This window comes from Enterobacter sp. HNDS-6 (assembly GCF_039850505.1).
In the GTDB taxonomy this organism is placed as follows: Bacteria; Pseudomonadota; Gammaproteobacteria; order Enterobacterales; family Enterobacteriaceae; genus Enterobacter; species Enterobacter kobei.
The window spans coordinates 269,729-283,759 of sequence record NZ_CP156673.1 but is presented as its reverse complement, the minus strand read 5'-3'; the positions used below and the strand labels follow the sequence as shown (position 1 = coordinate 283,759).

The following is a 14,031-nucleotide window of genomic DNA, read 5'->3' as shown; positions in this document are numbered from 1 at the left end:
TTGCGGGTTTTTATTATTTGTTCTGCAGTGCGGCTGACTCTAACAATAGCGTTATGTCAGATGCGCCGGAGTGAATCGTGAATTTCCAGCAACTTAAAATTATCCGTGAGGCGGCCAGGCGGGATTACAACCTGACCGAGGTCGCCAATATGCTTTATACCTCTCAGTCCGGCGTCAGTCGCCATATCCGCGAGCTGGAAGAAGAACTGGGGATAGAGATTTTTATCCGTCGCGGCAAACGTCTGCTTGGCATGACGGAGCCGGGCAAAGCCTTGCTGACCATTGCGGAGCGGATCCTCAACGAAGCCAGCAATGTGCGCCGCCTGGCGGATCTCTTCACGAATGACGCCTCGGGCGTTCTCACTATCGCTACCACCCACACCCAGGCGCGTTATAGCCTGCCGCCGGTGATTAAAGCCTTTCGCGAACTCTTTCCCGACGTCCGCCTGGAGCTTATCCAGGGGACGCCGCAGGAAATTGAAGTGCTGCTGCAAAACGGTGGGGCAGATATCGGCATTGCCAGTGAACGCCTGAGCAACGACCCGCTGCTGGTGGCTTTTCCCTGGTTCCGCTGGTATCACAGTTTGTTGCTCCCCGCCGATCATCCGTTGAATCAGGTTTCGCCCTTGACGCTGGAAGACATTGCCAAATGGCCGCTGATTACCTATCGCCAGGGCATTACCGGACGCTCGCGCATTGATGAAGCCTTCAACCGCAAAGGGCTCACGCCGGACGTGGTGCTGAGCGCACAGGACTCTGATGTAATCAAAACCTACGTCGAGCTCGGGCTGGGCATAGGTCTGGTGGCAGAACAGTCCAGTGGCGAACGCGAGGGGGGAGATCTGGTGCGTCTTGATACACGTCATCTGTTTGATGCCAATACCGTATGGCTCGGCCTGAAGCGTGGACAGCTGCAGCGCAACTATGTGTGGCGTTTTATCGAACTTTGCAACGCCGGGCTGTCCGTTGATGAGATTAAACGTCAGGTGATGGAGCCAGAAGAAGTGGCGATTGATTATCAGATTTAAGCCCTTTATAGCGCCGTCTCCGTCGACAAGAAGCACAAGCCTGCAATTAAAGCAGGCTTTTTTATTGAAACCGTTTAATTTCCTGACCGCTTATTCTTAAGAATACCCTGATTAACAACGATACTTTGTAACGTCATAAGGTTGTCTTATATTTAAATATTTCTCATATTTTCCATTGAGTTACATATAAAAATAAATAACGAAATATGATTCTTTTAGGTGAGGGTAATATCTGCGTGCGGTAAAAACTCGCGGTTAAATAAAAGAGTCATTATTTTAATACTCAGCACATTTAATTGCCGTTATCTGTGGGAAATTTTCTGCCTTATTTATCATTTAATTTTATTAATTTAGATATTGATTGGTTAGCTGTGCTTACAGCTTATCCAGGAAATGCTTACTTAATTACCTGCTAAATTTCAGGTCAATTTTTTTGTTATTTTTTCTGGACAAATTTGATTGGGTTGTAATATGTTTGTTTCACCCTGTGATGAAAGGCATGACATTGTGGAATCAAAAAGACTTATTACTTCTGGCAGCAGCTGGGAGGAGGCTTTCGGTTTCTCGCGAGCGGTAGAAGCAGACGGTTGGCTATATATTTCGAAAACGGGACCTCTTAATTCTTGTGGTGAGATTGAATCTGATGACATCTCACTGCAAACGGAATGCGTTCTGAATAAGATCAAGGGGATACTTGAATCCAGTGGTTATGCAATAGACGATGTAATACAAAGCAGGCTGTATCTGACTGAAATTGAAGAATGGCAGCAGGTAGCGCGTATCCATGGGCACTATTTCCGTGATTCCCGACCTGCATTTACGTTATTGCATGTCTTACCGTTTCCCGAGAAAAAAATGAAAGTAGCAATTGATATTGTGGCAAAAAAAAGACAGGGGGCGATTAATGAGTGATATCGCGCAAGAAAATCCGGTTTCGCCGTTATTTATCTGGTTCGCCAGCATCGCGGCGGGTACGGCTATGGCAAATAACTATATTCTTCAGCCCGTATTGCCCGCTATCGCGGCATCTTTGCAGTTGCCTCTGTTTTATACCGGCTTCATTGCGGCGAGCATGCAAATAGGTTATATGCTGGGAATACTGTTTCTTGTTCCGCTTGGAGACAGCGTTAACCGTAAGAAACTGATTATTTCTCAGTTTATTCTCCTCTCACTTGCGCTCTTCGCCGCTTCCCTGACCCGTCAGCCGTTGCTCCTTTTTAGCGCGGGAATAGTGACAGGCGCCATGGCGACAAGCGCAGTGCAACTGAATGCGCTTGGATTTCACATTACGCCAAAAGGCGCTACGGTCGGACTGATCACCATGGGCATTTCGGCAGGAATTTTGCTCGCGAGGCTCGTGGGCGGCAGTCTGGCCGATGCGCTTGGCTGGCGAGGGATGCTGGCCATCGTCGCAGCCGTTATGGCCTCCATGGCGCTACTGGCCATCAGATGCCTGCCTGATGTTAAACCCGCAAGGGAGACGGGGTATCTGAGCGTCATGGTGCAATTGCCGGGCTTGCTGCGTAACGTGCGGCTTATTGAATCTGCCGTCACCGGAGGGGCATGGTTTTTCGTCTTTAGCCTGTTATGGGTGACCATCATGCTTCATCTGCAAAGACCGCCACTCCATCTGCCAGCGGGAACAGCCGGATTATTTGGCCTGGCGGGTATCGTCGGTCTTGTACTGGCGAACTATGCGGGGAAACTGGCTGACCGCTTCGGGTGTCGCAGCGTGATTTTTGGCGGAATGGTATTTGTGGTTGCGGGAATAGCCATACTATTTCTTTTTCCTGCGTCCTTACCGGGAATTACGCTGGGCATTATATTATTCGATTTAGGGTGTTTTGCCGCGCAGGTGGCTAACCAGACGCGTGTTCTCGGATTACATCCGGATAAAAGAAGCAGCATCTATGCGCTTTATATGTTCTTTTATTATGCATTGGGCGCAGCCGGATCCGTTACCGGTCCGTGGGTTTATGAAAGGTGGGACTGGCAGGGCATCTGTTTGCTGAGCCTCGTTATGGTGATGATAGCGATGATAACCACCGCGATGGGGTATTTTAACGAGAACAGCGTCGCCCACGTTTCGAACTAAACACTTTTAATATCAATAAACTCAACGCTAGCATTGGCGGGGATACCCATGTTTATTATTCAGCTTTCGGTCATTGTTTTTGCCTGCTATGTCGTCGGCAAACTTATGGAGCAAATAGGTCAAACACAGGTTATTGGCCATATTGCTGCAGGCGTTTTATTGGGACCGACTTTCTTTCCCGGGATAATGTCTCTGTTCTCATTTCAAACGTCTTTATTTAGCCAGGAGTCGCTGACCACCATAGATAAGCTGGCGAATCTGGGCATGATTCTGCTCATGTTCGATATTGGGTTGTCGCATTTTCATGGTCATAATCATGGCCATCGAAAGCAGACTATCGCTGCATTGAAAATAGCGTTCCTGGGCATGCTGCTGCCGTTTATCGGTGGCATGTTAGCGGGAAATTCGGTACATGCCGAACTGGCGCCACAAACCGATCGTCTTTTATTTAATATCTTTATGGGAACGGCGCTGGCGGTATCCGCTCTGCCGGTCATTGTGCGAATCATTGAAGATTTAAAAATGCTTCACCTGGCCATCATTCCTCCCGTCATTACCGCTGCCATTCTTACCGATGTGACAGGCTGGGGGATTTTGGCTTTGGACAGCGTATTTGCCGCGGTTGAAGGAAAATCTGATTCGCTGTGGTCGTATTTGGCGGTCGTGACGGCAGCCCTGGTACTTTATGGGTTGGTGACCGGCAAAGTCGTGGTCCCCCTGCTTATACGGTATGCGCACAGGCCGGAGATGAGATTTCCGGCAATCATTTTTTGGATTTTGGTCAGCGCGTGGGGAGCGGAGTATCTTCACCTGCACAGTGGTTTCGGTGCCTTGCTGGCGGGCAGCATGTTCGCGCGGATCCCCGGGTTAGCGAAGCAATGGCATGCGAGTATGAACGGTTTCATGCACTATCTTTTACTTCCCGTGTTGTTTGTCAGCGCCGGTCTGAAAACGCATTTCGACTTCAGCATGGCAACGCAGGACATTGCCTGGATAATTGGGTTCACCTTACTGGCATTTATAACCAAATTCAGTGGTGCTCTGCTCGGGGCGCGTATTTCAGGATATTCCCTTCGTGAAGCCTCCATGATTGGCGCGCTCATGAATACGCGTGGTCTGATGGAGCTGGTTGTGCTGTCTATCGGGCTCGAATTGCATCTTATTTCACAACGCGTCTACTCCATTATGGTCATCGTGGCGCTCGTGGTAACGGCAACCACACCGCCAATATTACGTTGGTTAAATAAAGAATCATCTTCCGCTGTAGTAAATAAAACACTTGAAAACATTAAAGGGTAAAATTATGAAACTGGATATGCCTGTAATTGTCGATCGTATTAAAGAAATCATCGCTGAACGTATTGGTCTGGATGTCGAGCGCGAAGATATTGCTGACGAGACCGGTCTCGCCTCAATGGTAGGAATGGATTCTATTGGATTTGTAGAATTACGCTTCCAGTGTGAGGAAGAGTTTAATATTAAAGTTGAAGATAAAGAGTTTTCGCCCGCGAATTTTTATTCGTGCCAAACCCTTTCGCGTTTCATTATGAATAAGCTTGGAGCCTGAGAATGTTAACGCGAGCAGAAGAATGTGCCGCATTTGTTCCCTATGAGCCTGCCGGTTTATTTTCTCCGGTGCAGGCAACGTCTGCGGTGGGGACCAGCGGCACTGAAGGAGAGAGTTATCAATACTATGTCGATTACTGGCAGCGGCAGAGTCTGGAACCCGGTCGGGTGGTGCTGATAGCGATGCCGAACTGCCCGGACTTGATGTATATGTTCTTTGCTGTCCTCAACAGTGGCTTTGTGCCTGCGCTGATCCCGCCGCTCACGCCAGCAGAACGCATCCTGCAGATGCATGAGGACTTTGCGGCGGGGGCGCTGGTGCGTACGCCGGTTCAGCCAGGACGATGGCAGGAGCTGGGCGTAAGCGCAGCTGAACCCCTCGGGCGCTGGCAGGTGGGAAAATGCCGTGATGGCGGACCCGTACAGACACAGCCGGGGCAGGTCGTGATAGCCACGTCCGGCACGTCGTCGTCGTTCAGCAGCGGCTGTGTCCATCATTTTGATTCGCTGCGGCGTAACGCGCTGCGTCATGCCAAAAGTATCGGCATGAGCGCCAGCGACAGGGTATTGATCAGTTTGCCGATGTGCTATTCCACCGCGCTGGTTGCCCAGATGATTGCTGCCCTGGAGACGGGCTGCGAAATTGTTATCAGTGGACCTCCGTTTTCTGTACCCCATTATCTGGATGATTTACAGCGATACGGCGTGACCCTCAGTTCGCTCACGCCCGTATTGCTGCGACAGTTGAACGCCTGGGAAACAACGCTTCCGCCGGGGTTAAACAAACTGACGATTGGGGGCGATTTGGCTGCGCCGAATGAGGTGGAAGCCTTTTTACTCCGACAGCCATGGCTTGAGTTATATCTGACTTATGGCATCAGTGAGGCCGGACCGCGGGTGTCGACATGCCCGGCTCATCTGCTGGGGAGAGGATATTATGCGTCAGCCGGACGTCCTATTGACCAGACGGACGTTCGTATCCTGCCCGGTGCAGACGGCCAGGACGGGCAGGGGGAGTTGCTAATTAGTTCTGATACGTTGCTCGTCAAGCGCATTGGGCGCGGTAACCGACAAACGTTCATTGAGCTTGATGGCAAACGCTGGCTTCGCACCGGAGACATCTTCTTCCAGGACGCTGATGGGTTCCTGTTTTTCAAAGGCAGAATCAGTGATTTTATCGTTATCAGGGATGAGAAAGTCAATATCGGCGCCGTTAAGCAGCTGTGCCGGGAAATTAAAGGGGTGATGACCTGCAAGACCCAAATTGTCAATGAAGGGGATCAAATTGCGGGATTCGATATTGTTTTGACCTGCGATGAATCAGTGATCAATGAAACCAATTGCCAGCAGCACAGTGCCAGCCTGCTGAAAAAGCTCAAACGCCACGAACGGCCACGTAATATAAACTTTGTTTATTGTGGCGCGGCCTCTTTAACACAATATAAGTAAGGTGATGTTATGAATGATGAACTTCGGGAACTGGCACGGGCAGTCATTGAAAAATATCACCTGGCGAGCCTTGATGATATTCTACGTGAAGTTCCAAAAACAATGTGCCATGTCCTTCAGGAATCAGATGTGTTTGAAACATGGCCGGCAGACATCGTTCGCCTCAAATTTCCTGAGGAGCATTGGGATTATTATATTTCACGTTACGAGCATTTTCGCGACGAGGTCATACGTAACCTGACACCTCAGGATTATCTTCGTGAAATGCTGGGTCAAACACAGCGCTTGCCCTGCTTCTGTTCGGAAATGGCCGATGTCTCGGCAATACTGTATAGCCAGATAATCAACAAGCCAGTGTATTCTCTTCGGAATATTTTTGTGAATTATCTTTATTTGCCCCGCCCCTGGCATTGTATTAATGCAGTAGTGGAAGATGATCGCATTCGATATTTTGATATTTCTGCTTATGCACAGGTTCTGGACCGTAAAAGAAGGAAAGTGGTTAAGCCTGCCGAGCTCGAAGGATTTGATGCGACAGACATCGCATTTGATTTTATTGAAAGTCCACGCTGGCTACAAAAAGAACCTTATCAACGAAAGATAGAATTAACGGCAGGCGAGATTAAAGATAATTTTTCTCCTTCTCCGCTTGAAGATAAACCTTCAAACGAATTTTTGCGCGCGTTCCACTGATATATCGTTAATTCACTTTAACCAGCTTACCGTACTATTTTGCGGTAAAGGAAAAAATGATGACTACTACAACGTATGTCGCCAATGTTGTCGGCATGGGATGGACAACTGCGTCTGGCGATCGTATCGAGGATGTTTTCCAGACTTTACTGGAAAAACAAACCGGTATTGCGCCTGCGCCATCGGATCGAAGCTTGCGTACCGATCTGGCCGCCATGCTGCCGGGTGAATGGCCTGCCGAAATGCGCGAAAAATTGATCGCTCTGACGAAACGCACGGCCCGCCAGGCGCTAGAGGATTCGGGTGCAGCAGAACCTGTGCCGGAGGAGCGACGCTTTTTGATTGTCGGAACCAGTCTGGGATTCCGCCTCGACAGCGAGGCGTTTTGCCGGGAGCCGCTCGACGGCTGGGTCAACGAGGTGGCAGAGTCGCTGGGAATGGAAGGGATAGCCCTTTCTACCGCCTGCTCCTCGGGCTCGGATGCTCTTCTTCTGGGGGCGCATTTAATTGCAACGGGGCAAGCCGATCTGTGCGTGTGCGGCGGCGCCGATATTCTTACTGATTCAAAACGTCTGGCCCATAGCGCATTAGGCACGCTCTCACTTTCTACCCTGAAATCGTTCGATGCTACACACGAAGGAACCATTCTCGGAGAAGGGGCCGGTTTTCTGGTGCTGCAACGAGAAGGCGGCTCTGCACCACGCGTGCTGGCAAGGCTTGTCGGTGCTGGGGCGTCTAACGATGCGGCAGGCTTGACCGCGCCGGATGAGCAAGGCAATGGCATCCGCCTGGCATTGCAGCGTGCCCTGACGCAGGCGGGACTTGAACCTGGCGATATTGCGCTTATTAATGCGCACGGTTCGGGCACCCTGACCAACGATCGGGTTGAAAGCAATGCCTATAACCAGTTTTTCACACATCGTCCCTGGGTCTTCGCGACGAAGGGCAATTTTGGCCATACGCTGGGGGCGACAGGGGCGCTGGAAGCCATCGCGCTCATTCATAGCCTCAATGCGGGCACGATCCCCCCGGTGTATGAACTGAAAAAGCCGATTGATGGCCTGCGTTTTAATTTACCTGCCGCGCAGCCTCAGCCCTTAACGGGAAAGACCGGGTTAAGCATGACGATTGGGTTTGGTGGTTTTAACACCTGCCTGATATTTACCGTAATGTAAAAGGTGGGGCAGCTTATGAAGATCGTTTCTACGAGTAACGCACGCTCATTAATCTGGTCAGATTTAGATGAGACCTTGCGCCGGGGGCTAAAAACAGCCGACCCATTGTCTTTAAATGTGCTGTTTACTGTCGATGAACTTTATCAACAGCACCAGGCATTGCTGGATAATCATCTTGAAAGCGTCGGGATTATTCAGTTTGGCACGGCATTCCCGGTGAATACCAGTGAGAAAATTATTCATGACCTGGCAATAAAATCGCGCGTCTCTCCGGTCGATTTTATTAATGCCAATGTTGGGGCACCTATTTCCATTTGCTGTACGCGCTATCGCTTTCAGGGACCCACCATGGTGCTGACAATGCCGCAGCGCACTGGCAAAGAAATTGCCCTGTCTCTGGCGAGAGAATGGTTAACACAACAGGCAACATATCTTTTTCTGATTCAGGCAGATCACACGCGTGAACATGAAATCGAAATAACAACTCAGTTAGTCACTCAGTAATATTATTAAGGGTAAAGCAATGAAACAAAGTCATTATGATGTGGCCATCATCGGGAGCGGTATTGCAGGAACCATGCTCGGCGCTATTCTGGCAAAACAGAAATTAAACGTGGTAATTATTGATGCCGGTACCCATCCTCGCTTTGCCGTCGGGGAATCGATGGTGCCGGAAAGTGCTGTACTGTTGAAAATTCTGGCGCGTCAGTACAATATTCCTGAGCTGGCGTGGCCGGGGGAAATTCACGCGCTGATGGAAAATATTGGTACGTCGAGCGCCGGTATTAAACTGGCGTTCAGCTTTGCATGGAACGGTAAGAATAAAGCGCATAATCCCCAGGACGTTGTGTCGACACCGGTATTGTCGCCGGAAGCGCATCTGTTCCGTCAGGATATTGATGCCTATTATCTGGCGCTGGCCGCACGTCTGGGGGCCGATATTCGCCAGCAAACCCGCATCCAGTCGATTGAAGAAACCGGCGACGGGATGCTGCTGGAGCTGGGAAAAGAGCAGATAAAAGCCAGGTACGTCGTGGATGCAGCAGGCTATCGTTCACCGGTTGCCGATAAGTTTGGCCTGCGCGAAGGTGCTCGTGAGATGCAGAGCCGTACGCGTTCGTTGTTCACCCATATGACAGGGGTCAAACTGTATGAAGACGTCATCGCCTCAACGGACGTGACCGGTTCGCCGACCCCGCTCTCACAGAGCACGCTGCACCACATGTTTGAAGGCGGATGGCTGTGGATTATTCCGTTCAACAACCACCCCTATTCGACCAATACCTTATGCAGCGTCGGCCTGCAGTTCGATATTGATAAACATGGTCCCGCAGGCGATCCGGAAGAAGAGTTTACCCGTTTTCTCGATGAGCACCCCTCCGTTGCCCGTCACTTTGAGAGCGCGGCACGGGTACGCGAATGGACCGTTGCACCTCGTCTGAATTACACCAGCCGCGAAAGCGTAGGGGAGCGTTATTGCCTTTTAGGCCATGCAGTGGGCTTTGTCGATCCGCTGTTCTCGCGCGGGTTGGTGAATACGTTCGAATCGATTCTGCGCGTCGCGCCTAAAATTGTTCGTGCCGTCAGACAGGATGACTGGTCAGCAGCGAATTTCGCCAGCTATCAGGATTACAGCCTGGAAGTGGTGAAGGTAAACGACAGGCTGGTGGCAAATTCATTCACCGCATTTGATAGCTTCCCACTGTGGAATGCGTGGTTCCGTATCTGGATTAGCGGCAGTTACATCGGCGTGTTGCGTCTGCGTAAAATCCTCAGCGACTATCAGCAGCACGGTGATGACGAGCGGCTTGAGAAGGAATTTGAAAGCGCAACCTATCCGGGACATCTTTCCATTGAGAGCCCTTACTATGAGGCTATTTTCGATAAGGCCTGCGAAACAATGGAAGCCTATCGCGCCGGTAATCTTTCAGAAAAAGAGGTGATTGCTACGCTTCATTCGCTTTTTGCTGACAACCGCGAGCATTTCCCCATCGATTTCTCTGATTTCACCAATCGTTACCTGTCCCGGGCAACGGAGGAATTTGCCGATTCTCTGTTCTACTGGGCTCATAACGCGCCTGGCGGAATCGGGCACTTGTTCGACCGCGGAGATAAACCGGTCCGTTTCGATTTCCTCGATCCTTACCGCTATGGCGATCGTCAGCAGTTAAACCAGCATGCAGATGCCATGTTGCAACAGGCGCGTCATCAATAACCTGACGGGCGGTTGTTCCGACCGCCCCCTGAGGAGAGCGTTATGGATACTGTAGTCGAGCAGCTTTTGCAGCGACGGGAGGGTGCCGTCGCCCGTGGTATTAACCAGATGCATCCGGTTTATATTCAACGAGCGGAAAATGCGGTGATGTATGACGTCAACAACCGTCGCTACATTGATTTTTCCGGCGGCATTGCCGCGCTCAATACCGGCCATCTTCATCCCAACGTCATCGCGGCCGTTGAGCGCCAGCTGCACCAGTTTACCCACAGCTGTTTTGCCGCCACCCCTTATGAATCGTATATCGCGGTGTGTGAACGTATTAACGCCTTAATGCCGGGAGATTTTGACCGACGGAGTTTTCTCCTGACGACGGGGTCCGAAGCGGTGGAAAGCGCGCTTAAGGTTGCCCGCGTGGCCACGCGGCGAAGCGGTGTGATTGTTTTCAGCGGTGCCTATCACGGGCGTACGTTTATGACCCTCGCGATGAACGGCAAAATTGCGCCCTACAGCCAGGGGATGGGGATCATGCCCGGCCCGGTCTTCCGGGCACCCTTCCCGCAGGGAGAGACGGAGCGTGATATTGCTCAGGCGCTGGCGGGCCTCAAGATGATATTAACGAGCGACATTGCCCCCCAGGATGTGGCCGCCATCGTCATTGAGCCCGTTCAGGGAGAGGGCGGGTTTTACGTCGTGCCGCCTGCGTTTATGCGTGCTCTGCGTGAACTCTGTGACCGGGAAGGCATCGTGTTAATCGCGGATGAAGTTCAGTCTGGCGCGGGGCGCACGGGGACGTTCTTTGCTATGGAACAAACCGGTGTTGACGCCGATTTAATTGTGTTCGGTAAATCCGTTGCCGGCGGGCTTCCGCTGTCTGGCGTGGTGGGCCGTGAGTCGCTTATCAACCAGGTGGCACCGGGCGGTCTTGGTGGAACCTGGGCAGGCAACCCGCTTTCCTGCGCGGCGGCGCTGGCGGTACTTAAGCTCTTTGAAGAGACGGACCTGCTGGGCGCAGCCCGGCGTCTGGGTCAACGTCTGCGCTCCGCTTTAGTGTCCATTGTCAGCCCTCTGTCGATTGGCTATGAGATACGCGGGACTGGCGCCATGATTGCGCTGGAGCTTTTTTCTCTGGAGCATGGAGAGCGAACCCCGGCGACCGGGCTTATCGATCGGTTAGTCAAAAGCTGTGCCCGTGAGGGGCTTATTCTTCTTAAATGCGGCAAACAGGCAAATGCTATCCGCTTTTTAATGCCGCTAACGATTGAAGACAGCGTTCTGGATGAAGGGCTGACAATTTTTGCCGGCGCGCTGCAGCAGGTCGCGTCTTCAGGCTTAGCAGAGGTGAAATAATATGGCGCAGTTTGATAGCCGAACATTACGGAACGTATTTGGTCAATTCGCAACTGGCGTGTGTGTCGTGACCATGATGGATAAAGATAACAATTTCCATGGGCTAACCATCAGCAGCTTTAACACCGTCTCCCTGGAACCCCCGCTGGTGCTCTGGAGCCTGCGCAAGCAATCCTGGTACGCTCAGCATTTTCTGGAGGCGGACGCCTTTGCGATAAATGTCCTGTCGGGCCATCAGCATCAGGTTAGCGATATTTTTGCCAGCGCGGGGAGCGACAAATTTCATCGCGTAGACCACCGGGTCAGCGGCTTTAAACTGCCTTTGATTGACGGGGCACTCGCGCATCTTGAATGTAAAATGTGGCGTCAGGTAGACGGTGGCGATCACTGGATATTCATCGGTGAGGTGGTGGATTCGTTACATACTGAAGGTGAACCGCTCATCTTTTTCAACGGTCGCTATGCCACCACCGCGGGTCTGTCGATTCCTGCCTAAAAAAAAGGGGCTGAAAAGCCCCATAACACGCCGAGCGAAGCGTTAACTAAAAGGGTATTTTTTAAATGCCGCCTGGTTTTCGAAAACGTCGGCAACCGCCTGAATCTTTTTAAAATCCCCGGCGTTAACGACGTGAGGGATCATTGACTGAATAAATGTCCAGATAACCGTACTGGTGACAGCAACCTGATCGGCCACCGCATTTTCCGGACGGGCTTCCAGCAGCGCGTTCCATTCCCGACAGGCAGCCAGCAGCTGGACGGTAATACGTTCTATCCACGGATTATGTTTTTTCTCCGCCGGGCGCAGGTTGTGTTCGTACACATTTTGCACAGCTTTCTCCGCGGCGGCGAGGATAAAGCCCAGCGTCTGGAGATCGTTCGCCAGTGCATCCGGCGTCACGGGCAGGAGTCTCCGTTCAGGCGCGGCCTGAGCCTCAAAATAATTCAGTATGAGAGACGAGTCCATCAGACGTGTTCCATTCTCCAGAACCAGCGTTGGCGCTTTTACCGCAGGGTTAATCCGGGAAAATTCCTCAAATGTGCTGAATACGGACAACGGCTGGCTTTCAAACGCAACGCCATAAAGTTCCAGGGAGACCGCCACGCGGCGTACATAAGGAGAATCCATCATGCCAATCAGCTTTATCATGATTCCAGTTTTCCTGTCTGTGTGAAAAAACGCTTCATTGAAGATGATAAACAGACATTACAATAAATTCGTTATGGCGAATATCATCAGTATCTTACGGCCTGAGTTAGTATTACTGACAGATTGGCCGGTTAGCGTTTATCAGATTCAGTCTATGAGGGAGTGGTTTCATGTCGGATTTTCCACCTATCGCAAGTTTGCGTAGTTTTGAAGCTGTGGCTCGCCTTGGCAGCGTAACGCTTGCGGCGAAAGAGCTTCACGTTACCCATTCCGCCATCAGCCAGCAGATTAAAGTGCTGGAGGAAATGGTGGGGGTGAAGCTGTTTATCCGTCATGGGCGAGGGGTGCAGATCAACGAAGAGGGGCGTCTCTACGCGTTACAGGTGCGCGAAGCGCTGAATCATATCGCAGATGCTACCCGGTTAGTGCAGGTGAAACCGAGAATACTGGAACTGACGCTGGCGATGGTGCCGTCTTTTGGTTGTCACTGGTTGTTGCCGCGTCTGGAGCGGTTTCGGGAAAAATATCCACACATCACGCTGCGGATCCAGGCCAGTCTGACGATCACCAGCATGCAGCAGGAAGGGATAGATGTGGCGATACGCATGGGGAAAGGTAACTGGGAAGGAAGCGACTGCCATTATCTGTTTTCAGATGAACTGATTGTGGTTGCAGCACCCGGTTATAACGGCGGCATCCTCCCGGCAACGCCAGCAGAGGTGGCAAAGAGTAAAATCATATTCTCCATGGAGTCGTGGAAAACCTGGTGTTTCAATGCGGGACTGGAAAAAGATATTGTGCCCGGCGGGTTATGCATTAACGACTCAAATTTAGTCCTTGAGGCTGTCAGACTCGGTAAAGGTATCGCGCTGGAACGTCGCTCTCTGGTACAGGATGCCATCACCCGGGGCGAACTGGTCCAGCTTACCCCTTTCACTGCACCTTATCCCTGGCCTTACTGGCTGGTGACATCGCAGTTAACGGAAGCGAAACCGGAGGTGGCTCTCTTTAGTGAGTGGCTGGATGAGGAAGTGGCGGCCTGGCGTCAGTTGACAGGGGCTGTGGAAAGTAACGGCTAACAGAAAAGCAAAAAGCCTGCTCAAAAAGCAGGCTTTTCAAATGTGGCTCCTCTGACTGGGATCGCCTTTGCCATTAACTAGCTGATTGGTAAGTTAAACCTAAAAATTGAGGTTATCAAGACCATCACAATGACCACTTATTTATTACTGATTTTTCTTGCCGTCATGCAAGCCAACTACAATGAACCGGCATATCATCTATACCATATCTGCCTACTTATCCAGACGTAGCTC

The 14,031-nt window shown here is 51.2% G+C and carries 14 protein-coding genes; 13 read left to right on the top strand and 1 reads right to left on the bottom strand.

Annotated features, from left to right (window positions below):
* The first annotated feature begins 77 nt into the window (after positions 1-77).
* The 12 genes from cbl (at position 78) to ABFI50_RS01265 (ending at position 12,067) form a co-directional block, all read left to right on the top strand.
* The gene (gene cbl / locus ABFI50_RS01320; protein WP_023330849.1) at positions 78-1,028 is read left to right on the top strand and encodes an HTH-type transcriptional regulator Cbl; all 951 of its coding nucleotides are present in this window, start codon (positions 78-80) and stop codon (positions 1,026-1,028) included.
* 507 nt (positions 1,029-1,535) lie between these two features.
* Positions 1,536-1,940: a Rid family hydrolase gene (locus tag ABFI50_RS01315; protein WP_032629102.1), complete on the top strand. Its 405-nt coding sequence runs from the start codon at positions 1,536-1,538 to the stop codon at positions 1,938-1,940.
* Positions 1,933-3,123, top strand: coding sequence for an MFS transporter (locus tag ABFI50_RS01310; RefSeq protein ID WP_347485181.1), 1,191 nt, complete (start codon positions 1,933-1,935; stop codon positions 3,121-3,123). Before ABFI50_RS01315 ends, ABFI50_RS01310 begins: the two co-directional genes overlap by 8 nt.
* A gap of 48 nt (positions 3,124-3,171) precedes the next feature.
* The gene (locus ABFI50_RS01305) at positions 3,172-4,422 is read left to right on the top strand and encodes a cation:proton antiporter (protein ID WP_347485180.1); all 1,251 of its coding nucleotides are present in this window, start codon (positions 3,172-3,174) and stop codon (positions 4,420-4,422) included.
* A gap of 4 nt (positions 4,423-4,426) precedes the next feature.
* Complete coding sequence (locus ABFI50_RS01300; RefSeq protein ID WP_014884442.1) at positions 4,427-4,690, top strand: acyl carrier protein; 264 nt, start codon at positions 4,427-4,429, stop codon at positions 4,688-4,690.
* A 2-nt stretch (positions 4,691-4,692) separates the two neighbouring features.
* Positions 4,693-6,138, top strand: coding sequence for a class I adenylate-forming enzyme family protein (locus ABFI50_RS01295; protein ID WP_347485179.1), 1,446 nt, complete (start codon positions 4,693-4,695; stop codon positions 6,136-6,138).
* A 9-nt stretch (positions 6,139-6,147) separates the two neighbouring features.
* The gene (locus ABFI50_RS01290) at positions 6,148-6,831 is read left to right on the top strand and encodes a hypothetical protein (RefSeq protein WP_014884440.1); all 684 of its coding nucleotides are present in this window, start codon (positions 6,148-6,150) and stop codon (positions 6,829-6,831) included.
* Positions 6,832-6,887: 56 nt separating this feature from the next.
* The gene (locus ABFI50_RS01285) at positions 6,888-8,006 is read left to right on the top strand and encodes a beta-ketoacyl synthase N-terminal-like domain-containing protein (protein ID WP_023337501.1); all 1,119 of its coding nucleotides are present in this window, start codon (positions 6,888-6,890) and stop codon (positions 8,004-8,006) included.
* A 15-nt stretch (positions 8,007-8,021) separates the two neighbouring features.
* Positions 8,022-8,510 (top strand): hypothetical protein, encoded by a 489-nt coding sequence (locus tag ABFI50_RS01280; RefSeq protein ID WP_248189172.1) that lies wholly within the window; start codon positions 8,022-8,024, stop codon positions 8,508-8,510.
* A 19-nt stretch (positions 8,511-8,529) separates the two neighbouring features.
* A complete protein-coding gene (locus ABFI50_RS01275) occupies positions 8,530-10,221 on the top strand; it encodes a tryptophan 7-halogenase (protein WP_347485178.1) in 1,692 nt (563 codons plus the stop codon).
* A gap of 42 nt (positions 10,222-10,263) precedes the next feature.
* Positions 10,264-11,571, top strand: a complete 1,308-nt coding sequence (locus ABFI50_RS01270; RefSeq protein WP_014884436.1) for an aminotransferase class III-fold pyridoxal phosphate-dependent enzyme — start codon at positions 10,264-10,266, stop codon at positions 11,569-11,571.
* Position 11,572: 1 nt separating this feature from the next.
* Positions 11,573-12,067 (top strand): flavin reductase family protein, encoded by a 495-nt coding sequence (locus ABFI50_RS01265; RefSeq protein ID WP_023337497.1) that lies wholly within the window; start codon positions 11,573-11,575, stop codon positions 12,065-12,067.
* 42 nt (positions 12,068-12,109) lie between these two features.
* Here ABFI50_RS01265 and ABFI50_RS01260 read toward each other — a convergent pair whose 3' ends face one another.
* Positions 12,110-12,718, bottom strand: a complete 609-nt coding sequence (locus tag ABFI50_RS01260; RefSeq protein ID WP_347485176.1) for a glutathione S-transferase family protein — start codon at positions 12,716-12,718, stop codon at positions 12,110-12,112.
* A 170-nt stretch (positions 12,719-12,888) separates the two neighbouring features.
* Between ABFI50_RS01260 and ABFI50_RS01255 the strand changes: the two genes are divergently transcribed.
* The gene (locus ABFI50_RS01255) at positions 12,889-13,797 is read left to right on the top strand and encodes a LysR substrate-binding domain-containing protein (RefSeq protein ID WP_014884433.1); all 909 of its coding nucleotides are present in this window, start codon (positions 12,889-12,891) and stop codon (positions 13,795-13,797) included.
* The last annotated feature ends 234 nt before the right edge of the window (positions 13,798-14,031 follow it).